General features: G+C 41.4%; 21 protein-coding genes. 14 read left to right on the plus strand and 7 right to left on the minus strand.

From position 1 onward, the window contains the following. From IRB79_RS12735 to IRB79_RS12785, 11 genes are all read left to right on the plus strand, one after another. Positions 1 to 390 carry a thioesterase family protein gene (locus IRB79_RS12735; protein ID WP_243508841.1) on the plus strand — a complete coding sequence of 130 codons (390 nt, stop codon included), beginning with the start codon at positions 1 to 3 and terminating at the stop codon, positions 388 to 390. Between the two features lie 88 nt (positions 391 to 478). Further along, a complete protein-coding gene (locus IRB79_RS12740) occupies positions 479 to 1588 on the plus strand; it encodes a Leu/Phe/Val dehydrogenase (RefSeq protein WP_243508843.1) in 1110 nt (369 codons plus the stop codon). 74 nt (positions 1589 to 1662) lie between these two features. Continuing rightward, positions 1663 to 2730 carry a pyruvate dehydrogenase (acetyl-transferring) E1 component subunit alpha gene (gene pdhA / locus IRB79_RS12745; protein ID WP_243508844.1) on the plus strand — a complete coding sequence of 356 codons (1068 nt, stop codon included), beginning with the start codon at positions 1663 to 1665 and terminating at the stop codon, positions 2728 to 2730. Then, a complete protein-coding gene (locus tag IRB79_RS12750; protein WP_243508846.1) occupies positions 2730 to 3725 on the plus strand; it encodes an alpha-ketoacid dehydrogenase subunit beta in 996 nt (331 codons plus the stop codon). The genes pdhA and IRB79_RS12750 overlap by 1 nt, the downstream gene beginning before the upstream one ends. Positions 3726 to 3736: 11 nt before the next feature. Then, positions 3737 to 4960 carry a dihydrolipoamide acetyltransferase family protein gene (locus IRB79_RS12755; protein ID WP_243508848.1) on the plus strand — a complete coding sequence of 408 codons (1224 nt, stop codon included), beginning with the start codon at positions 3737 to 3739 and terminating at the stop codon, positions 4958 to 4960. Continuing rightward, positions 4961 to 6403 (plus strand): dihydrolipoyl dehydrogenase, encoded by a 1443-nt coding sequence (gene lpdA, locus IRB79_RS12760; RefSeq protein WP_243508850.1) that lies wholly within the window; start codon positions 4961 to 4963, stop codon positions 6401 to 6403. A 114-nt stretch (positions 6404 to 6517) separates the two neighbouring features. Further along, complete coding sequence (gene hppD, locus IRB79_RS12765) at positions 6518 to 7633, plus strand: 4-hydroxyphenylpyruvate dioxygenase (protein ID WP_243508852.1); 1116 nt, start codon at positions 6518 to 6520, stop codon at positions 7631 to 7633. A gap of 67 nt (positions 7634 to 7700) precedes the next feature. Beyond that, complete coding sequence (gene hisC, locus IRB79_RS12770; protein WP_243508854.1) at positions 7701 to 8795, plus strand: histidinol-phosphate transaminase; 1095 nt, start codon at positions 7701 to 7703, stop codon at positions 8793 to 8795. A 5-nt stretch (positions 8796 to 8800) separates the two neighbouring features. Next, on the plus strand, positions 8801 to 9421 hold the full coding sequence (locus IRB79_RS12775) for a flavin reductase family protein (protein WP_243508856.1): 621 nt from the start codon (positions 8801 to 8803) through the stop codon (positions 9419 to 9421). Between the two features lie 4 nt (positions 9422 to 9425). Continuing rightward, positions 9426 to 10349: a fumarylacetoacetate hydrolase family protein gene (locus IRB79_RS12780; RefSeq protein WP_243508858.1), complete on the plus strand. Its 924-nt coding sequence runs from the start codon at positions 9426 to 9428 to the stop codon at positions 10347 to 10349. A gap of 9 nt (positions 10350 to 10358) precedes the next feature. Then, positions 10359 to 11513 (plus strand): homogentisate 1,2-dioxygenase, encoded by a 1155-nt coding sequence (locus IRB79_RS12785; protein WP_243508860.1) that lies wholly within the window; start codon positions 10359 to 10361, stop codon positions 11511 to 11513. A gap of 42 nt (positions 11514 to 11555) precedes the next feature. Here IRB79_RS12785 and IRB79_RS12790 read toward each other — a convergent pair whose 3' ends face one another. The 5 genes from IRB79_RS12790 to arcA all read right to left on the minus strand — a co-directional run bounded on the left by IRB79_RS12790 (position 11556) and on the right by arcA (position 17897). Continuing rightward, positions 11556 to 12410: a DegV family protein gene (locus IRB79_RS12790; RefSeq protein ID WP_243508862.1), complete on the minus strand. Its 855-nt coding sequence runs from the start codon at positions 12408 to 12410 to the stop codon at positions 11556 to 11558. Between the two features lie 301 nt (positions 12411 to 12711). Beyond that, entirely contained in the window at positions 12712 to 14265 is a 1554-nt protein-coding gene (locus IRB79_RS12795) for an ABC-F family ATP-binding cassette domain-containing protein (protein ID WP_243508864.1), read from the minus strand. Positions 14266 to 14460: 195 nt separating this feature from the next. Beyond that, positions 14461 to 14691 carry a hypothetical protein gene (locus IRB79_RS28220; RefSeq protein WP_431833421.1) on the minus strand — a complete coding sequence of 77 codons (231 nt, stop codon included), beginning with the start codon at positions 14689 to 14691 and terminating at the stop codon, positions 14461 to 14463. 216 nt (positions 14692 to 14907) lie between these two features. Continuing rightward, positions 14908 to 16365 carry a catalase KatA gene (gene katA, locus IRB79_RS12805; protein ID WP_243508866.1) on the minus strand — a complete coding sequence of 486 codons (1458 nt, stop codon included), beginning with the start codon at positions 16363 to 16365 and terminating at the stop codon, positions 14908 to 14910. 296 nt (positions 16366 to 16661) lie between these two features. Beyond that, positions 16662 to 17897 carry an arginine deiminase gene (gene arcA, locus IRB79_RS12810; RefSeq protein ID WP_243508868.1) on the minus strand — a complete coding sequence of 412 codons (1236 nt, stop codon included), beginning with the start codon at positions 17895 to 17897 and terminating at the stop codon, positions 16662 to 16664. A 348-nt stretch (positions 17898 to 18245) separates the two neighbouring features. On the opposite strand from arcA, the gene IRB79_RS12815 reads away from it, so the two are divergent. Together IRB79_RS12815 and IRB79_RS12820 are read left to right on the plus strand one after the other, a co-directional pair. Further along, on the plus strand, positions 18246 to 19436 hold the full coding sequence (locus tag IRB79_RS12815; protein ID WP_206837407.1) for a glycine C-acetyltransferase: 1191 nt from the start codon (positions 18246 to 18248) through the stop codon (positions 19434 to 19436). A gap of 54 nt (positions 19437 to 19490) precedes the next feature. Then, the gene (locus IRB79_RS12820) at positions 19491 to 20438 is read left to right on the plus strand and encodes an L-threonine 3-dehydrogenase (RefSeq protein ID WP_243508870.1); all 948 of its coding nucleotides are present in this window, start codon (positions 19491 to 19493) and stop codon (positions 20436 to 20438) included. Between the two features lie 30 nt (positions 20439 to 20468). On the opposite strand, the gene IRB79_RS12825 is transcribed toward IRB79_RS12820, so the two are convergent. Beyond that, a complete protein-coding gene (locus tag IRB79_RS12825) occupies positions 20469 to 21212 on the minus strand; it encodes an arylamine N-acetyltransferase family protein (protein ID WP_243508871.1) in 744 nt (247 codons plus the stop codon). Positions 21213 to 21344: 132 nt separating this feature from the next. Between IRB79_RS12825 and IRB79_RS28165 the strand changes: the two genes are divergently transcribed. Continuing rightward, positions 21345 to 21578 carry an Rdx family protein gene (locus IRB79_RS28165; RefSeq protein WP_345798937.1) on the plus strand — a complete coding sequence of 78 codons (234 nt, stop codon included), beginning with the start codon at positions 21345 to 21347 and terminating at the stop codon, positions 21576 to 21578. Positions 21579 to 21822: 244 nt separating this feature from the next. Here IRB79_RS28165 and IRB79_RS12835 read toward each other — a convergent pair whose 3' ends face one another. Next, on the minus strand, positions 21823 to 22224 hold the full coding sequence (locus tag IRB79_RS12835; RefSeq protein ID WP_243508873.1) for an Hsp20/alpha crystallin family protein: 402 nt from the start codon (positions 22222 to 22224) through the stop codon (positions 21823 to 21825). Between the last annotated feature and the right edge of the window lie 50 nt (positions 22225 to 22274).

Raw genomic sequence — 22274 nt, forward strand, 5'->3', positions numbered from 1 at the left:
ATGAAACCTGGGCTGCAAATTGGGAACCAGGCAGTTGTCCATGCAGTGGTTTCCCCTGAGATGTTCGCACAGTTTGAAGGGGAGGTCATTCATCCTGCCTATTCAACCGTAACGATGATCTATCACATGGAATGGGCATCCCGCCTGCTGATCATCCCCTACTTGGATGAGGAAGAAGAAGGGATGGGGGGAGCTGTTACAGCCAGGCATTTATCCCCTTCACCTGAAGGATCATCCATTATCATAACAGCTACCGTATCCAAGCTGGACGGAAATTCAGTTTACTCAACTGTAACCGTCCATAATGGAAAAATACTTGCTGGCGAAGGTGAAGTCAAACAGGTGATTCTGAAGAAAAGCAGGATTGCAGAATTGTTAAAGAGAGAATAAAAGAATAGAAGTATCTTAGCCTAAATAAAAAAAGGCATTTTAATTTAATCTTATTGTAAGCGCTATCATATATAAAGGGGAGAATGAAATGACAGATATGTTTCAAAAAATTAAAGATCATGAACAAGTCGTTTTCTGCAACGATGAATCTACCGGTTTAAAGGCAATCATTGCAATCCACAGCACTAGATTGGGTCCGGCTTTGGGAGGCTGCCGTATGTTTCCATACAACAGTGTCGATGATGCCCTTGAAGATGTCCTCCGATTATCAAAAGGCATGACCTATAAATGTGCAGCAGCCGATTGTGACTTCGGAGGCGGGAAGGCTGTAATTATCGGGGATCCATTAAAAGATAAAACACCCGAACTATTCCGCGCTTTTGGCCAATTTGTTGAATCATTGAACGGGCGATTCTACACAGGAACAGACATGGGTACTTCTACAGAAGATTTTGTTCATGCCCTGAAGGAAACGAATTGCATTGTAGGAGTTGATGAGGTTTATGGAGGAAGCGGCGATTCTTCGGTACCAACCGCACAGGGTGTTATTTATGGCCTTCAGGCAACAAATAAAGCACTGAATGGAACAGACGACCTTTCAGGCAAAAGTTATGCCATTCAGGGACTTGGCAAAGTTGGATATAAAGTGGCAGAAAGACTGCTGGAGGAAGGGGCAGATTTATTTGTGACAGATATCAGCCGGCAGGCAATCGACCAGCTTCTCAGCAAAGCGAAAGAAATTGGTGCCGGGGTGAAGGTACTATCCAGCAATGAAATATATGCGGCTCAGGCAGACTTTTTTGTTCCATGTGCAATGGGCGGAGTCATTAATGATGACACAATCGGCCTGCTTAAAGTAAAAGCAATCGTAGGTTCTGCCAATAACCAGCTTATGGATATGCGACATGGTCAAATCCTTAAAGATAAGGGCATCTTATACGCTCCCGATTATATTGTGAATGCAGGGGGATTAATCCAGGTCGCAGACGAATTATATACACCTAATAAAGAAAGGGTACTCCGCAAAACAAAAGCTATTTATAACTCTCTTCTGAACATCTACGAACATGCTGAAGCAAATGGAATAACAACGGTGGAAGCATCCAACCAATTCTGCGAGAGCCGCATTGAAGCGCGCACACGCAGAAATAGCTTTTTCTCCCATATGAAACGCCCGAAGTGGGCAGTAAGAACTTAATTTTTTTGCTTGGATAACAATATATATACCGTATAAAAGTGCTGAAAATAATTAAATAGCCAAAGGGTGAGAAGATGGAAAATCACTTTCCGATCAGGCGGATAATGGACGAAAATGGAAAAATTATCAATTCCGATTATGAAGAAAAAATAACTGAAAAACTTGTAAAAGAGTTTTATAGACATATGGTAAGAATTCGTATTTTTGACCGCAAGGCTATTTCACTTCAGCGTCAGGGCAGGATAGGCACATATGCACCTTATGAAGGACAGGAGGCTTCCCAGGTCGGAACTGCTGCTGCATTAAGGGAGAATGATTGGATGTTTCCTACCTATCGCGACCACGGAGCAGCTATGACATTTGGCCACTCATTGCGAAATATCCTGTTGTTTTGGAACGGAAGAAATGAAGGGTGTGTGCCGCCTGACGGAAAGAATATTTTTCCTCCGGCCATCCCGATTGCAACACAAATCCCTCATGCGGCAGGAGCTGCTTTCGCAGAAAGGAAAAAAGGCACAGCAAATGCCGCTATTGCTTATTTTGGAGACGGTGCGACTTCCGAAGGAGATTTTCATGAAGGGTTGAATTTCGCCAGCATTTTTAAAGCGCCGGTTGTCTTCTTTAATCAGAACAATCAATACGCCATATCTGTTCCTTTTGACAAGCAGATGAACACAAAAACAATCGCCCAAAAAGCCCTGGCTTATGATATTCCGGGAGTCAGAATCGATGGGAATGATGTTTTCGTGGTTTATTTTGAAACCTTAAATGCATTAGAAAGGGCACGTAAAGGTGAAGGGCCGACACTAATCGAAGCAGTAACGTGGAGATATGGGGCTCATACCACTGCAGATGATCCATCTAAGTACCGCGATCAATCGGAAAGCAACAATAGAAGACAGGAGACTGACCCCATTTTAAGGCTTGAGCGCTGGATGAAAAATATGGGGAGATTCGATGAGAAATGGGTGCAGACCACTGAAGAGAAAGCAGCTGCTGAAATAGATAAGGCTATAGCCGAAATGGAGAATTTTCCTCCTGCCGATCCAGCAGTTATTTTTGACCATGTCTTTGCAGAGCCTACATGGCAAATCAGGCAGCAGAAAGAAGAGTACCTGAAGCTGATGGGAGGTGGCCGATAATGAAAACGGCAGTTGAAGCAAAAACCATGACATTGGTTCAAGCCATTACCGATGCACTAGATACCATGCTGAATGAAAAGGAAGAGGTTTTGCTGCTAGGAGAAGATATCGGAAAGAACGGTGGTGTTTTTCGTGCAACTGATGGTCTCCAGGCTAAGTATGGCGAAGGCCGTGTTATTGATACTCCTTTAAGTGAAGCGGGTTTTGTCGGAGCGGGAATTGGCATGGCTGTAAATGGATTTTTACCGGTAATCGAAATTCAGTTTCTGGGTTTTATCTATCCTGCATATGAACAAATCATGACTCATGCTTCGAGGATCCGAATGAGGACTATGGGACATTTTACTGTTCCGATGGTTATAAGGGCTCCATATGGTGCAGGTGTAAGGGCTCCGGAAATTCACTGTGATTCAACGGAAGCCATTTTTACTCATATGCCTGGAATTAAAGTAGTCTGCCCATCCAGTCCTTATGACGCGAAAGGACTGCTGATTGCTGCCATTGAAGACCCGGATCCGGTTCTGTTTCTTGAGCCGATGCGCTGCTATCGTTCGGCCAGGGAGGAAGTTCCTGAAGGGAAGTATAGCATTGAAATTGGAAAAGGCAAAAAGCTCATGGAGGGTGATGATGTGACGGTCATTACGTGGGGAGCAATGGTGCCTGAGGCTATGGAAGCGGCAAAGCTGATGAAAGAAAAGAACACTCATTGTGATGTGATTGATTTAAGAACCCTTTTCCCTCTGGATAAAGATATGATCGCAGAATCTGTCCAAAAGACAGGGAGAACAGTCATTGTCCATGAAGCTCATGCTACCGGTGGAGTAGGAAATGATGTGCTTGCCATCATTAATGATACATCGTTTTTATATCAGAAAGCACCAGTTGAACGGGTTACTGGATTTGATGCACCAGTGCCATATTTCGGTTTTGAGGACCATTACCTGCCAACTCCGGCAAGGATCCAGCAAGCAATAGAAAAAGTTATGAAGTTTTAGGAGGAGAAGCCGTGGAAGTGAAACTTCACGATATTGGAGAAGGCATGACAGAAGCAGATATCAATTGCTTTTTAGTCAAACCAGGGGATGCAGTCAAAGCCGATGATCCGTTAGTGGAAGTACAGACTGATAAAATGACTGCTGAAATACCTGCTCCCAGAGCGGGAATTATTAAGGAATTTAAAGTGGAGCCTGGCGATACGGTTACAGTGGGGACGACCATATTAATTTTAGAGGCTGCGGGACTTGATGGGAATGAGAAAGTGAAGGTCACTTCTCATACTGCGAACTCTCATAAGCCGCAGGAGCCATTGAAATCTTTTACGGCATTCAAAGGAAAACGGGTGCTTGCTTCTCCATTTACGAGAAAAATAGCACGGGAAAATTCGATAGACATTGAGAATATTACTGGGTCAGGTCCTGCCGGCCGTATTTTGGATGAAGACATCTATCGATACTTAGCATCCGTACAGAGTAAACCTGACCCAGCTGAACAGGAGATAGAGGTTTCAATGGATACTTTAGTAAGCCTTCCTGGTGAGAAAGGAATCATTCCATTTAGGGGCAGAAGGAAACAGATTGCCAGGAAAATGGCACAATCCCTCTATACTATTCCGCATTGTACCCATTTTGAAGAAATCGATGTAACCGAGCTGATCACTTTCAGAAAAGAACTTAAAATTCTAAACCAAAATATATCTGCAACAGCCTTTTTCCTGAAGGGATTGTCCATTTGCCTGAAAGAATTTCCTGTGTTCAATGCAGTCCTGCATGAAGAAAAGGAAGAAATACATTTGGCCAGTGAACACCATCTCGGTGTTGCGGTTGATACGGCTGAGGGGCTCATCGTTCCGGTCATTAACCATGTTGAGAATAAAACAATCAGAGAAATTCATGCAGAAATGAAACAGCTCACGGAAAAAGCGGTGGAAAATAAGCTGTCTGTAAAAGAAATTTCTGGCGGGACATTTACGATCAGCAATGTGGGACCGCTTGGCGGAAGCTTTGGAGCGACCCCGATTATTCAGCATCCGCAAACCGCACTGGTATCTTTTCATAAAACAAAAAAGATGCCTGTTGTCACAGATGATGACCAGATTGTGATCCGGTCAATGATGAATATATCTATGTCTTTTGATCATAGGGTTGCAGACGGGGCGACAGCTGTACGCTTTACAAACCGGTTTGCTGAATTGATTAAAAATCCGAAATTGCTTGTTCTGGAGATGGTATAAATGGTAGTTGGAGAACTGGCACATGAGCGCGATGTCATCATTATCGGCGGCGGCCCTGGAGGATATCATGCTGCGATCCGTGCTGCACAGCTCGGAAGCAGTGTTACCTTGGTTGAACAGGAGCAGCTTGGCGGGATTTGTTTAAATAAAGGCTGCATACCTTCAAAGATCCTTACACAGTCTGCAGAAAAATTCACTTCATTTCAAGAGGGGGAAAATTGGGGGCTGGAAGGAGGAGATATATCGTTTAATTTAAGCAAGCTTCAGCAATACAAACAGAAGAAAATTGAACAGCTACGAGCAGGAGTTGAAGCGCTCTGTCAAGCCAATAAAATTGAAATACTTAATGGTTCAGCTTTTTTTCTGTCTGAGGATAAGGTTGGCATCGAAAAAGGAGACAAATTTGATGTTTTCAGATTCAGGAATGCAATCATTGCGACCGGCGGAACACCTGAAAAACCACCTTGGACCAGAGAGTTAAGTGAAATGGTATTAGATCAGCATTCCATTTCAGATTTGAGTGAAATACCCGATAAACTATTAATCTATGGCAGTGACTATATTGCGCTTGAAATTGGTATGGCTTTTCAGACGCTGGGATCTAAAGTGACTATGATCCTTGATGAAGGGAAAGAGGATTTTGATTTCGATCAATCCATTTGCCAGGAACTGAAGAGGATTTTAAAAAAGAAAAAAATAGACATTGTAAGAAATTCGGATGTATTGGAATTACAGCATAAGGAAGACATGTTTACAGTAACTTTTGAATTGAAGGGAAAAATAGAAACAATTTCAGGCACACATTTATTTGTTTCAACTGCCCTTAGACCAAACACCATTCAGCTGGGACTACCCCGAATAGGGGTTGAACAATGTGCTGCGGGGTTTATAAAGGTGGATGCTCAAAGCAGGACAACACAGAATCATATCTTCGCTGTGGGTGATGTAACAGAAGGTCCGGCACTTGCTGTAAAAGCAATTAAACAAGGAAAAACAGCTGCAGAAGCGATTGCAGGGATTCAATCTCAATCAGATTTCCATTTCATTCCGATTGTAGCTCATACACAGCCTCCAATTGCGAGTGCCGGGTTAACGGAAAAGGAAGCAATAAACATGGGCAACGATATTGAAATTGGCCAATTTTCATTGTCCGCCAACGGATTTAGCACTCTGACCGGAAAAAAAGAAGGATTTATAAAAGTGATCAGCTGCAAGGAAAAACAAGTTCTTCTGGGAATCCACATGGTAGGCACTGGGGCAATAGAGCTAATTTCAGCCGGCATTACTGCATTGGAAATGGCAGCCAGGGATGAAGATCTAATTTTCCCTAACTATCCTCATCCCAGTGTAAATGAAGGCTTACTGGAAGCTGTTGAAGCTTTAAGGAATCAGGCTATTCACATCCCCCCAAAAAGCAAAAATGAGCAAAAGTTAAAAGTGTAACTTCCTTTAATGCAGAAGTGCATTATAGCTTTAACTTGAACTCTTGAGAACGTTTGCAAGTTTCGTATATGATAAATTCAAAATATTACTAATATTTAAAATGGAGGGGTTAGCATGCAAGATGAAAAAATGTTAAGGGAACAAAATAAAGCCGATTTCTTTCCTGTTAAAGAGGTAGATTATTTAGAAATCTACTCAGGGAATGCGAAACAGTCCTGCCATTATTTCTGCACGGCTTTCGGCTTTAAGCCAGTTGCTTATTCTGGTCTGGAAACAGGCAATAGGGAAACGGTGTCTTATGTTCTTCAGCAAAGAAAGATCCGCCTCGTGATCACCGGAACTTTAAATGACAGTTCCAGAGTATCGAATTTCATTAAAAAGCATGGGGATGGCGTAAAAGATATTGCTTTAGCCGTCGATAATGTTGAAACGGCCTACAATGCTGCAGTCGAAAGAGGCGCAATTGAAATACAGCCCCCTTTTGAGATAAAGGATGCACATGGCACAGTAAAAAAAGCAGTTATTGGTACATATGGAGATACAATTCACACACTTGTCGAACGCAATAACTATAAAGGCGTATTCATGCCTGGCTTTGAGCCTTATCAAACTGAAGTTCCATTTGAAGATGCCGGTTTTATCGGAATCGACCATGTTGTTGGAAATGTAGAGAGAATGGAGGAATGGGTGAATTATTATGCAAATGTAATGGGCTTTAAGGAAATGAAGCACTTTACAGATAAAGACATTACAACAGAATATTCCGCACTGATGTCCAAGGTTATGCATAATGGCGGCAGGATAAAGTTCCCGATTAATGAGCCTGCAGAAGGGAAACGCAAATCCCAGATTGAGGAATACCTTGAGTACTACAACGGGCCTGGTGTGCAGCATCTGGCGATCCTGACAGAGGATATTGTCAGTACTGTCAGCATCCTTCGCAAAAATGGGGTGGAGTTTTTAAGCACACCTGATTCTTACTATGAAATGCTTTCTGAACGCGTAGGAAAGATTGATGAAGAGATTGACAAATTGAAAGAATTGAATATACTCGTTGACCGCGACGACGAAGGGTATTTGCTTCAAATCTTCACGAAGCCAATAGTTGACCGCCCGACCCTTTTCATCGAAGTCATTCAGCGTAAAGGTGCCAGAGGATTTGGTGAAGGCAACTTTAAAGCACTTTTCGAATCAATTGAACGCGAGCAGGAGAGACGCGGAAATTTATAATTTTTTAGCCTAAAAGGGAGATTATTTCTCCCTTTTTTAATAATAATTAAAGAAGGAGGCAACGCAGATGGTCAGAATCCAGACAAAAAGCGCAGTGGAGAAGATTGTTTCTTATCCGCTTGGCAGCTCGCCGGAAGAGATCAAAGAAAAGTTCAATTTAATGGCTGTCCGGAAAATGTCTGATAATGAAAATGTGTATGGCTGTTCACCAGAAGTAAAGAACAGCATCAGCAAAGCAATGAACAGTCTTTATTTTTATCCGGACGGAACTGTTTCCCTGCTCAAGCGCAAACTGGCCGGGTTCTATAATATACGTGAAGATAAATTTATTGTAAGCAATGGTTCAGAAGAAATCATCCGCTTATTGACTAGAGCATACATAAGTCATGGAGACGAAGCTATTATGGCACAGATTACCTTTCCGAGATATGAAACAAACGTCCTGATTGAAGGCGGCAGTGCTATAACTGTCCCGCTGCAAAATGGCACACATAATCTAAATGCCATGTATGCGCAGATTAACAAAAAAACAAAAATGGTATTTATATGCAATCCTAACAATCCTACAGGAACCATAGTCGGTAAAACAGAACTTCTGCAATTCATCGAAAAAGTTCCTTCGAATATCTTGATTATTCTAGATGAAGCTTACTATGAATATGTGCAATCTGCAGATTACCTTGACTCTATTTCACTTTTGGAAAAGAAGCCGAACTTGATCATTCTGAGGACTTTTTCTAAAATTTATGGTCTCGCCGGACTCCGTGTCGGCTATGGAATCATGGATTCTGAGATAGTGAATGAACTTCATAAGGTAAAAGATGTTTTTAATGTCAATCATCTGGCACAGGCAGCAGCTGCAGCAGCATTACATGATCAAGGCTTTATAAGGGAATGTGCTGAAAAAAATGCGAATGAGATGGAATTTGTGAGCCAAAAGTTAAATGATTTACACGTCGGCTTTTTTCCATCCCAAACCAACTTTATTTATATTTTCAGTCAGTATCCTATAGCGGAAAACTTGATTGCAAATGGCTTAGTTGTACGGCAAATGAAGCTTGAGGGATATCTTGATTCTTTTCGGATGACTTTAGGTACAAGGGAAGATAATGAAGCAGCCATGAATGTGATAAACAAACTTCTAAAAGAAAAGGCGGTGTAAAGTGTATGGATTTAAATCCTGCCAGTCTGGAATGGAATAACGCTTATAAGCTGCTGGTTGGTTCTATCCTGCCGCGTCCCATTGCGTTTGTTACCACAATGGATGCGGATGGAAATGTAAATGCAGCTCCATTTAGCTTTTTTACTGCCATTTGTGCGGATCCGATGCTGATTTGCTTTTCACCGATGCGAAAAGGGACGGATGGCTCTAAGAAAGACACGCTTGCCAATATCGAAGCGACAAAGGAATTCGTTATTAACATCGTCAGTGAAGACTTTACTGAAAAGATGAATATTTGTGCAGCGGATTATCCGGCTGGTACAGACGAACTAGTCGCCGCTGGGCTAACTAAAGAAAAAAGTGCCGCTGTGAATCCTCCTCGGGTGAAAGAATCAAAAGTCCACTTGGAATGCAGTCTCCATCAGGTACTTCATTTTGGAGAACAACCTGGTTCAGGAAGCCTGGTGATTGGAAAAGTGGAGCATGTGCATGTTGCTGAAGAACTATATGAAAATGGAAGGATTAATTCTGAGAAACTGAAGCCAGTTGGCCGGATGGCAGGACATATATATACCAGGCCGATGACGGATGTATTTGAATTAATCAGAAAAACAGACCCAAGGTGATGCTATGAAATTCATAACCTTTCAAAAATCAGATGGATCCATAAGAGCTGGCTGGCTTAAGAATGAGGAGTATGCCGTTGATATGCATGAAGCGACCAATGGCGTTCTTCCCAAAACAATGCTGGCATTCCTGGAGAATCATGAATTTTTTATGGAATACTTATCTTCCAGCAAAAAGCTGAAGAACACTGATAGAGGGGTATATCCTTTATCAGAAGTCACTTTAAAAGCTCCACTTCCAAATCCAAAAAGCTTCCGGGATTTCTATGCTTTCGAGGAACACGTAAAAACGGCAAGAGCCAACCGAGGACTTGATATGATACCCGAATGGTATGACATACCAGTTTTTTATTTCTCAAATCATTTAAGCATCAAGGGGCCGAATGAAGAAATTTCACGCCCCAGCGAGTGCGAATGGCTTGATTATGAGCTCGAAATTGGCTGTATCATTGGAAAAGAAGGAAGGGATATCATAGCTTCTGAAGCGGATGATTATATTTTCGGGTATTGCATCTTAAATGACTGGAGTGCAAGAGACATTCAGCGCAAAGAAATGAAGGTAGGTCTTGGCCCTGCAAAAGGGAAGGATTTTGCCACTTCTACCGGGCCATACATCGTTACAAAAGATGAGCTTGAGGATTTCCGTGTTGAAAATGGCTATGATTTGCTGATGACAGCAAAAGTAAACGGAACTCTTCTATCAGAAGGGAATATGCAGGATATCTACTATTCTTTTTACGAAATGATAGAGCGGGCTTCTGACGGTGTAACCCTTTGCCCTGGTGAAATGATAGGATCTGGGACTGTTGGCAGCGGCTGCATCCTTGAGCTGGGCACAGATGTGCACCGCTGGCTTGAACAAGGAGATGAAGTGGAGCTTGAGATTGCAAGTCTTGGAGTCTTAAAAAATCGAATTGCAAACGAGTGAGGTGGAACCATGTTTTATCGCCAAATGGGAAGAGTCCCGCACAAACGGCATACAACTTTCAAAAAATCGGATGGAACCCTATTCAGGGAACAGGTTATGGGGACAAAAGGTTTTTCCGGTACCCAATCCATTCTTTATCATCACTATATGCCGACAGAAGTAGCACGTACTGAGCTGATAGGAAAATATGTTCCCGAGTATGAGGAGCAGGAAAGCTTGAAACACCGCCATTTGTTTACAGATCAAATCGAAAAGAAAGGAAATGCACTTTCAGCCAGGGAATATCTGCTTGGGAATGATGATCTTTTAATAGGCACTATAAATATTACAGAGCCGATGAAGAGCTTTTACCGGAATGGTGATGGCGATGAGATGCTCTACATTCACTATGGCACAGGGAAAATTGAGACCATGTTCGGAACATTAACCTATCGTCCGGGGGACTATGTCATTATTCCGATTGGCACTATTTACCGGGTGATTCCGGACAAAGAGCAATTGACTAAAGTGCTCCTGGTGGAGTCCTTCAGCCAAATTACAACACCAAGAAGATACCGGAATGAATATGGACAGCTGCTCGAACATAGTCCATTCTGTGAAAGAGATATTCGGGGACCGGAGACCTTGGAAACATATGATCAAAAAGGGGAACATGAAGTTATTACGAAAACAAGGGGATATTTGCATTCTCATATCCTGAATCATCATCCGCTTGATGTGGAAGGCTGGGACGGCTATCTCTATCCGTGGGTATTTAATATTGAAGACTTTGAACCGATTACAGGAAGGGTCCATCAGCCTCCGCCAGTTCATCAGACATTTGAAGGGCATAACTTTGTTGTGTGTTCTTTTGTTCCTAGATTATATGATTACCATCCAGATGCAATCCCTGCCCCATACTATCATAGCAATGTCAATAGTGATGAACTGCTTTACTATGTGGAAGGCAACTTTATGAGCAGAAAGGGTATAAGGGAAGGCTCCATCACACTTCACCCAAGCGGGATTCCCCATGGCCCTCACCCTGGGAAGACAGAAGCAAGCATTGGCAAAAAGGAAACACTTGAACTTGCGGTTATGATTGATACATTCAGGCCATTAAAATTGGTGAAAAAAGCTAAGGTAATAGAAGATGAAAAGTACATGTACACATGGATTGAATAGTGAAAAGCACTTTCCCTTTTGCTTGAGGGAGAGTGCTTTATTTTACATTTCATTCTGCCAAATGATGGCAATCGTTCCTTCACCTGCATGGGCAGCAATAGTTGAGCTTATTTCACCAATGAATATATCGAGGCGGGGAAAGTGCGATTTGATTTCCTCCGCCAGTTCCTCCGCTTTGCCGCGCACATTCCCATGCATGATTTGAACCTGAGGAATGGTGTGGTTTTCGTAAGCATCCCCGAGCAATTCTATCATTCTTTTAATTGCTTTTTTATCCGAACGGACTTTATCAAACAATTCAAACTCACCGTCCCGGTTAATGCGGATTATTGGCTTTATTTTTAATATGCTTCCCAGCAGATATTGTGTTCCTGACATTCTGCCGCCTTTATAAAATTGCTCAAGGCTGCCAAGCAAAATATAATTCTCAGATTTATATGCCTCACTTTGCAGGATTTCAGCAATCTTATGTGCTGGCATATCATTCTCAGCAAGCTTTAATCCTTTATACAGTAAAGACGTAATGGCATAAGACATGCATTTTGAATCAACTGCCGAAACAGGGAACCCTGCCAGCTCTGATCCAGCCAGGCAGCTGTTCATCGTACCGCTTAATTTGCTGGAAACATGTACAGCAACCGCAGCATCATATTCAATCTTCAATGATTCAAATAGTTCAGCAAATCTCCCGGCAGATGGCTGTGAAGTTTTAGGCACTTCTTTTTCTGTCCGGATTCGGCTGTACAGCTGGTCTGTGTTTAAATCAATACCATCTTCAAATGACTCCTCACCGAATGTAATTGATAGAGGCACAACGTAAACATCAGGATGTTCGAGCAGCTCCTCAGAAATATAAGCAGTGCTGTCTGTAATCCAGGCAATCTTCTTTTTTGTCATGAATTTTATAAGTCCTTTGCCAATTATTTTTCAAAAATATTAACCGCTTCCATTATTGAAAACTTCCCTTATTATACACGAAGAAATCATTGCCTGTATTGCTTTTGAGTGATCCATTTATAGGAAATGGCCTGAGTATGTTAGGTAGAATGTTTATTTGGAGAACCTGAAGGTAAATAAGAATCTTTTGTGAACAATGTTTGAACCAGATAAAAAGGGCGCCTGAAATGAAAAATCCCCTGCGTGGCAGGGGATTGTGTCTACTTTATTGACCTAATACCATTTAAACTTGTTTATTGAATTAAAAAACTTTCGTAGTCCAATCCTCACAATTCCAAATATCGGTCGCAATTTCACGATAGAAATCAGGTTCGTGGGATACCATCAAGATACTTCCGCGATATGCCTTTAAAGCACGCTTTAATTCTTCTTTTGCATCCACATCCAAGTGATTGGTAGGTTCGTCTAGAATTAATAAATTCGTTTCTGTGTTTAAAATTTTACACAATCGAACTTTGGCTTTTTCGCCACCAGAAAGGACTTCGATTTTACTTTCAATATGTTTCGTCGTTAATCCGCATTTTGCAAGAGCAGCACGAACTTCAGCCTGATTCATACTTGGGAACTCGCTCCAAATCTCTTCAATACAAGTGTTGTAGTTGGACTGTTTAACTTCCTGCTCAAAGTAACCGATGTATTGATACTCACCGCGTTCAACTTTACCCGAAATGGGACTAATCAATCCAAGAATACTTTTTAAAAGAGTAGACTTACCAATACCGTTAGCACCCACGAATGCAATTTTTTGTCCGCGTTCCATTTTCAAATTCAGAGGGCGAGAAAGTGGTTCATTGTAACCAATAACAAGATCTTCAGTCGTGAAAATCCAACGACTAGCTGCACGAGCTTCTTTGAAAATAAACTCTGGTTTCGGCTTCTCTCTCCCCAATTCAATAATTTCCATTTTGTCGAGCTTCTTTTGACGAGACATCGCCATATTACGAGTCGCAACACTTGCCTTGTTGCGAGCAACGAAATCCTTTAAATCAGTAATTTCTTGTTGTTGACGCTTGTATGCAGCCTCTAGCTGCTGCTTTTTCATTTCATATATTTTTAAGAAGTTATCATAGTCACCAACATAGCGATTCAACTCTTGGTTTTCCATGTGATAGATCAAGTTAACAACATTGTTCAAGAATGGAATATCATGTGAAATCAAGATAAATGCATTCTCATATTCCTGTAAATAGCGCTTCAACCATTCGATATGCTGTTCATCCAAATAGTTTGTAGGCTCGTCTAGTAATAGGATTTCAGGCTTTTCCAGCAAAAGCTTAGCTAGTAAAACTTTCGTACGTTGCCCACCGCTAAGATCATCTATATCACGATCAAGTCCAACATCGTCTAATCCTAGGCCACGAGCAACTTCCTCAACTTTTGAATTAATTTGATAGAAATCATTACTATCTAAAGTTTCTTGTAGCTCGCCAACTTCTGCAAGTAATGCATCGATATCAGCACCTTCATCACCCATTTTTGCATAAAGTTCATTGATCTCTGATTCAGCATCAAAAAGATATTGAAAAGCAGTACTCAAAGCGTCACGCATCGTAGTGCCTTTTTTAAGTACAGCATGCTGATCTAAGTAACCAACACGAACTTTTCGTGACCACTCAACTTTCCCCTCGTCGGGTTGCAGCTTCCCGGTAACAATATTCATGAATGTAGACTTACCCTCACCATTTGCCCCAACTAGTCCAACGTGTTCACCTTTTAAAAGTCGAAAAGACACATCATTGAATATCGCACGATCACCGAAACCGTGACTTAAATTTTGTACATTTAATACGCTCATTTTTTTACCCCTTCTCTAATATTCCATGTGGATATCTTACTAGATTTAGAATGTTTTTTCTATCTAAAGTTATTTCTTGTGAAAAAGGTAATTCGATTATTGGGATAAATTGAAGTCTGTCCTTTCTTAATTAAAGGCTCTATTAAAGCTGGATGTTGATTTTATGGCATTGAAAAATAGGCGGAAAGAATCCTGCTAAATCAGGGAATCCACATAATTCCCTACAAATAAGCGGATTTTTCCAATTCCTAAGATAACCTTGAAGGACCATTTCCAAAGAGAGGCCACCCGCGCTGCTTTCTCAATTTTAATATCCAGAGAATAAAAAGCCGCCATCATCAAGATGGTCCTGGATTTCGCCCATTTTTTCAAGATGCTCCTCATGCTCTTCAGGGGTGGCATCTGCCATTTTGGCTGTTGCTTCATTTAGTTCCTCCTCTTGCTTGAAATGGGCAGGGGGGACAGGAAGCTTCTTTAGATGGACATGAAGCCAACCTTGCACAAGGAAGACAAAGGATTAATCAGGATGGCCATGACGCGGAAGTAATGTTGGGGGATCAGCAAATAGGGGGTCACACTAACACTTCATCCGGAAAAAAGGTGCCAATTAGGTTATTGGCACCTTTCGCTATTTCTAATGGTTCACTTTACTCCCTGCGGAACTGCCAGGCCAAGCCCTTTAGCAATACGTGTACCGTAATCAGGGTCCGCTTTAAAGAAATGCTGAATCTGGCGATGCTTAATTTCTTCTTTTTCTACAGGCTTCATTGCAGCAACAATGTTTGCCACCAGACGGGAGCGTTCCTCTTCATTCATTAAGCGGTATAGATCACCGGCTTGTGTGTAGTGGTCATTATGATCATACGCAACGCTTTCGGCTAAACCGGAAACAGGGTATGCAGCCTGCTTGTGCTCCGGTGCCTCAGTAGGTCCTCCAAAGCTGTTCGGCTCGTAATAAACAGAACCTCCGCCATTGTTGTCAAAGCGCATCTGACCGTCACGCTGATAGTTTTGCACTTCGTTCTTAGGGCGGTTGATTGGCAGCATCTGATGGTTCGCACCTACGCGGTAGCGGTGTGCATCATGGTAGGCGAACAGACGGCCCTGGAGCATCTTGTCAGGTGAAACATCAATCCCCGGCACAAGTGTTCCAGGAGAGAAAGTAGCCTGCTCAACTTCAGCAAAGTAGTTTTCAGGGTTTTTATTCAGTACCATGCGTCCTACTTCGATTAATGGATAATCTTTCTGTGACCATACCTTTGTTACATCGAATGGATCGAAGCGATAAGTATTCGCATCTTCAAGCGGCATGATTTGTACGCATAGTTTCCATGATGGGAAATCGCCATTCTCAATTGCATTAAATAAGTCCTCTGTATGATAATCAGGGTTTTCTCCAGCCATTTTCGCTGCAGCTTCCACGCCTAGGTTTTTAACGCCCTGTTCAGTTTTAAAGTGATACTTAACCCAGACACCTTCACCTTGTTCATTTACCCACTTAAATGTATGGCTGCCGAAGCCGTGCATATGTCTAAGGGTTGCAGGTATGCCGCGGTCTGACATCAGGATGGTTACCTGGTGCAGAGATTCAGGGGATAAGGACCAGAAGTCCCAAACGGCTGTCGGGTTTTTCAGGTGTGTCTTTGGATCACGCTTTTGTGTATGAATGAAGTCAGGGAATTTAATTGCATCCCGGATAAAGAATACAGGCGTATTGTTCCCTACAAGATCGTAGTTGCCTTCTTCTGTATAAAACTTAACCGCAAAGCCGCGTGGGTCGCGTACAGTATCAGCAGAGCCCAATTCACCGGCAACAGTTGAAAAACGGATGAATAAAGGAGTTTTTTTGCCTACTTCTGATAGGAATGCGGCTTTTGTATATTTAGTGAGGTCATTAGTAACTTCAAAATAGCCATGTGCGCCAGCACCTTTGGCATGAACAACTCGCTCAGGCACGCGTTCTCTGTTGAAATGAGCCAGTTTTTCCAGCAAGTGTACATCCTGAATTAAAGTGGGCCCTCTTGAGCCGGCGGTCATTGAATTTTGATTGTCGCCAACAGGGGCGCCCCAGCTTGTAGTTAGATTATTCTGATTTGTCATTCTATAATCACCTCATAAAAGTTTAATAGCTTGCTTACATTCATAATGATAACACTTCTCAATATAAAATCAATACTGTTTTATAATTATTATAAATAAAAACAAATTCTTAAGAAGAACATCTTATAAAAAGGGGAGGAGAATGCTTGTTTTTAATGGCATTAGTATATTTATATTTGCGTTTTTTCTTAAAAGAACTGGTTTTTTCTGAAGGAGGGGAGCAGAAGGGGGATGTTCATATAAATTTAGAGGATCCATATGAAAAAATCGGGCGGTATATGGAACCGCCCGATTTACTAGCTAATATTTTCTCTTATTATCGGCATGCTCATGCATCTTGGGCCACCCCGTCCTCTTGAGAGTTCTGAGCTGAGAATTTCAATTACCTCAACCCCATTTTGACGGAGGATGTCGTTTGAGACATAATTCCGGTCATAAGTTACAACTACACCGGGAGCGATGGCGAGTGTATTGGATCCATCATTCCATTGTTCGCGTGCCGATGCAATCGGGCAGCCTCCTCCACAAGGGATTAACACTATTTCATCAAGATAAAGAACTTCTTTTAATGTTTCCTTCAAAGAGTTTTTCTCTGTAATTTTAAGAAGATCGGAATTCTTCTCCTGTTCCAATATGTAAATCTTCATACTGCCATCTCTATCTTCAATAGCAGGATGGTAAGTGAACTTATCATGATCAATCATCGTAAATACAGTATCCAGGTGCATGAATGCCCGGATTTTGGGGATTTCAACTGCCACAACTTTTTTAAAGGATTTCTGACGGGTGAATAGTTCCTTTGCAAGTTTTTCTATCCCTTGCGCAGAAGTTCTTGCGCTGACGCCAATGGCGACCGCTTCATTGCTCAATATCAGTTCATCTCCGCCTTCAAGTGAGTAGTGATCATCACGTTTAAAGTAAGCAGGGATTTCATGTTTATTAAAACGGGGATGATGATTCATGATGCAGTCCATAAAAATGGATTCCCTTCTCCTTGCAGGTTCATGCATTCGATTTATGGTAATGCCTTCACCTATAACCGCAGCAGGATCCCGGGTAAAATAGAGGTTGGGCATCGGGTCCAGATAAAAAGGATAATGATCCGGCATCAGTTCATGAAGATGAATTTTCTTATCCTGATCAATATCCGATTTTACGACACCTGACATCACTTTCTTTACCAGCTCATCAGGCGGAAGAGATAAGAGATACTCTTTTACTGTTTCGCAGGAACCATTGATATTCGATTGACTTTCCCATAAGACCTTTTCAATAAAAGACATTCTTGTCTCGTCTTGCTGTATGGCTTCTGTCATCAATTTATCGAGATATAAGACCTCTATTCCCCGATTGCTCAGAATATTGGCGAAATAATCATGTTCTTTTTGAATGGCAGGCAAAAAGGGAATGTCATCGAATAAAAGTCTTTTCAAATATTGAGGTGTGAGATTTTCAATTTCCTTACCCGGCCTATGAAGAAGGACCGTCTTTAATTCTCCTATTTCCGAAGTTACATTTAGCGGATGTTTCATTATAAATACCTCCAAAGGCTTAATGCCTGACCTATTGTTATATGTTTGATTGGTTCCCTATGCATTCATAGAGTAAACAGATCATTCTTGTGCATATTTATTCAATAGAGCTAAAATGTGCCGGGTAAATTTTTTCAGATTAAAAGGGCAAACTAAATATCAGGCAATCTTAATGAAAATGAAAGAAAATCTGTCCTTCATAAGTGTACAAATTGAAAAATTGTGTTAAAGTATTAATTGATAAACCTTTACATAGCTTTATTTGTTTCATGAAATAATGTCCGCTCTGAAAGTACAGTTGTGTATGAGTTGACGACATTCAATAAAAATGTACTGGGGGATACTGATATGACCAGCAAAATTTTAGATGCTTTTTTACAGGAAAACCTGGAGGATTTAAAAGATAGAGGACTTTACAACGTAATCGACCCTCTTGAAAGCCCAAATGGCCCTATAATCAAAATCAACGGAAGAGAATTAATCAATCTTTCATCTAATAACTATTTAGGTTTGGCAACTGATGAAAGACTTAAAAAATCCGCAATTGAAGCAATTGAGAAATATGGCGTTGGAGCAGGTGCTGTCCGCACTATAAATGGAACGCTTGAACTTCATACAAAACTTGAAGAAAAGCTGGCTGAGTTCAAACATACAGAAGCAGCCATCGCATACCAGTCTGGTTTTAATTGTAACATGGCAGCTATTTCAGCTGTTATGGATAAAAATGATGCTATATTGTCTGATGAATTAAACCATGCCTCCATTATTGATGGATGCCGTCTATCCAAAGCCAAAATTATTCGCGTAAATCACTCTGATATGGAAGATTTACGGGCAAAAGCGAAGGAAGCAAAAGAATCTGGACAGTACAACAAAATTATGGTTATTACTGACGGTGTTTTCTCAATGGATGGGGACATCGCAAAGCTTCCTGAGATTGTGGAGATCGCAGAAGAATTCGATCTGATTACTTATGTGGATGATGCACACGGTTCAGGAGTTCTTGGAAAGGGAGCAGGTACTGTTAAGCACTTCGGCCTTTCCGATAAAATCGATTTCCAGATTGGAACACTTTCTAAGGCAATAGGTGTTGTTGGCGGATATGTGGCCGGCAAAAAAGACTTGATCGATTGGCTGAAAGTCCGCAGCAGACCATTCCTTTTCTCAACTTCTTTAACACCTGCTGATGTAGCAGCAAGCACGAAAGCCATTGAGCTGCTGATGGAAAGCACAGAGCTGAATGAAAAGTTATGGGAAAATGCCAACTACCTTAAGGATGGTCTGGAAAAATTAGGATTTGATATCGGCGACAGTGAAACACCAATCACTCCTTGTATTGTGGGAGATGAAGTAAAAACACAGGAATTCAGCAAAAAACTCAATGAAGAAGGCGTTTATGCGAAATCAATCGTCTTCCCGACTGTCCCAAGGGGAACGGGACGTGTCAGAAATATGCCGTCTGCGGCACATACGAAAGAAATGCTGGATCAGGCTATTGCCATTTATGAAAAAGTCGGCAAAGAAATGGGAATTATTTAAGTTTGACTATAAAGCAAAATCTAGAAGGCAAAGAGGAAATGTTGGAGGAATAAGATGAAACGAATTATGATTACTGGAGCTTTAGGCCAGATTGGCTCTGAACTAACCTTGAAATTAAGAGAAATCTATGGAACAGACAATGTTATTGCAACAGACATCAGAAAAAGTGAGTCTGAAGCTGCCCAATCAGGACCGTTTGAAATGGTTGATGTTACTGATGCAAAATCAATGCTGGATACGGCTAAAAAATATAATGTGGATACAGTCATCCATATGGCAGCCCTGTTATCAGCAACAGCTGAAGCCAACCCAGTATTTGCATGGAATTTAAATATGGGGGGGCTTATGAATGCACTTGAAACGGCTAGAGAGTGCAGCGCACAATTCTTTACGCCAAGCTCCATTGGCGCATTTGGTCCTTCTACGCCAAAAGACAACACACCACAGGATACTATTCACCGCCCAACTACTATGTATGGCGTGAACAAGGTTGCGGGCGAATTACTGTCTGATTACTACTATTACAAATTTGGTGTTGATACCAGAGGCTTGCGATTCCCTGGTTTAATCTCTTATGTTACTCCTCCAGGGGGCGGAACGACTGATTACGCTGTTGAGATCTACTATGAAGCGATTAAAAATGGCCGCTATACTTCTTATATCGACCAGGGCACATATATGGATATGATGTATATGCCGGATGCGTTAAATGCCATCGTTGATTTAATGGAAGCCGATGCAGATAAACTCAATCACCGCAACTCCTTCAATGTAACTGCAATGAGTTTTGAACCTGAACAGATTGCGGCAGAGATCAGAAAGCATATTCCTGGGTTTGAAATTTCCTATGAGGTTGATCCTGTGCGCCAGGCGATTGCCGACAGCTGGCCAAATTCGATTGATGCAAGCGCAGCAAAAGAAGAGTGGGGATTCAAAGCAGACTTCGATTTAGCCAAGATGACTGCTGATATGCTTGATAAACTAAAAACAAAATTAAGATAAAGCAAAAGGGACGCCGTTTGGCCGTCCCTTTTATAATTTTATATTGAATTGCTCGCGGAGAAAATCCTTTTTTTCCTCCTCGGTAAGTTCATATTTTTCTTTTGCGCCTTCCTCAGACTTAGTGACAGTCAATCCTGAGAGTGTAACACGGCCATTTTTTGTCGCAATAGTGGCCAGGTCGCCATGTGTAAAATGGGATTCAGGAGAAGTCTGATTGAATAAACATGCATCATGGAAGTCATCGAGCTGCTTTGGCTTATCAGAAAAACGGTAAAGAATTCTCCATTCACCATCCTCAAGTCTTTGAAGATCATATATTCCTTCACCGGACTCTCTTATCCTGTAAGTTCCGCTTACATCGGTTTTTTCATCTCCCGTTAAAGGCAGAGGCTGCCTGACGGAATCACCAAATCCAACATCCGCCAAATAAGGAATTTGGTTTAAAAAAACCAGTATGGCTGCATGGGAATCTTCTCTGACCCATCCATCCGGCTTTTTGACGGTGCAGGAAATCAGGTGTGATTGAAATCCCAGTTCGGACAGCAGGTGTTGAAAAAGACCGTTTAATTCATAGCAAAAGCCTCCCCGGCTTCTTTCAAGAATTTTTTCAAAAAACGCATCTGTGTCCAGCTGAATGGGAATTTTTCTTGTTACATCCAAGTTCTCAAAAGGAATGTTGTGCATATGGCTGCTCTGGAGTTCTTTCAGATATTCAAGATCCAGATTGCGTTCAGCGGATACTGCAATGCGTTTTAGGTATTTCTGTGCATCCATAAGATCACTCCATAAATTTTTTTCTTTTTTAGCGATTAAGAAGGAAAAACAAATCAATTTGCAGTAATGAAATAGTTATACTAAAATGTCATTATATTTACATTTTAGCAAATTACATACGGGGGTTTAAATATGGCATATGAAGTAACTGTTGAATTTTGCATGATGTGAAACTACGCACCAAAAGCCGCGAGTTTCGCGGAAGAACTTTTTACACATTTTCGCTCTGAGATTTCAAAAATGGAACTGGTTCCAAGTAAAGGCGGAGCTTTTGAAGTGACAGTAAATGGAGAAAAGCTTTATTCTAAGCTCGATACTGGCATTTTTCCTAAAACCAAAGAAATTATTGAAAAGATGCAGCAATAAGCTGCCAAACCTTCTCCCGACGGAGGAGGTTTTTTTACTGATCCATAATAATTTTATCGCAGTCTAACGGGCAGTAAGACTCCCACTTCAAGACTCAGAGGAATCAATGGAGGATAAGTGGGGGTCAAACTGCCCGTAAAGGCCCGATTGGTTCAACTAACAATCAGTGGGGGATAAAACCCCACTGATTGAAGTTTCACTTTATGTAAACAAAGGGCAAAAAGGCTACCTCTATCTCAGTTTTTCAATTGATATTTATATCTCTATCGCATCCTGGCCCTGCTTTATGTTTATTTATAAATATCTCTAATATCTCATTGGAAAAATCTGCACTTACCTTTTTATTAATAACTGAAAAAGGCAGCATTACCTTCCGCATACATGGCTGGCCGCAGCGAATTGGATCTGTTTCATCTATTTTAACCGCTTTAATGATCACGGTGTTTTCTTTTAAGGAAACGGTTACATCTTTTGAAACGCATCCTGTTAAAAGCGCCTCAACGATAATTTCCGCTTCCGTATCATATAAGTCGATGCGAAAAGTAATTTGATCCAAATACGATGAAAGCGGGTCCAGGTAATAATCCTCCATCCATTTTTCCAATTCATCCAAATTAAACGGATGGAAATCTTCCTTTTTGTTCAATTTCAAAACCCCCTTGTTTCAATCTATAGTATTCATTTCATGTAAAATAG

Origin of the sequence: Cytobacillus oceanisediminis, assembly GCF_022811925.1 — a bacterium.
GTDB classification, from domain to species: Bacteria; Bacillota; Bacilli; order Bacillales; family Cytobacillaceae; genus Cytobacillus; species Cytobacillus oceanisediminis_D.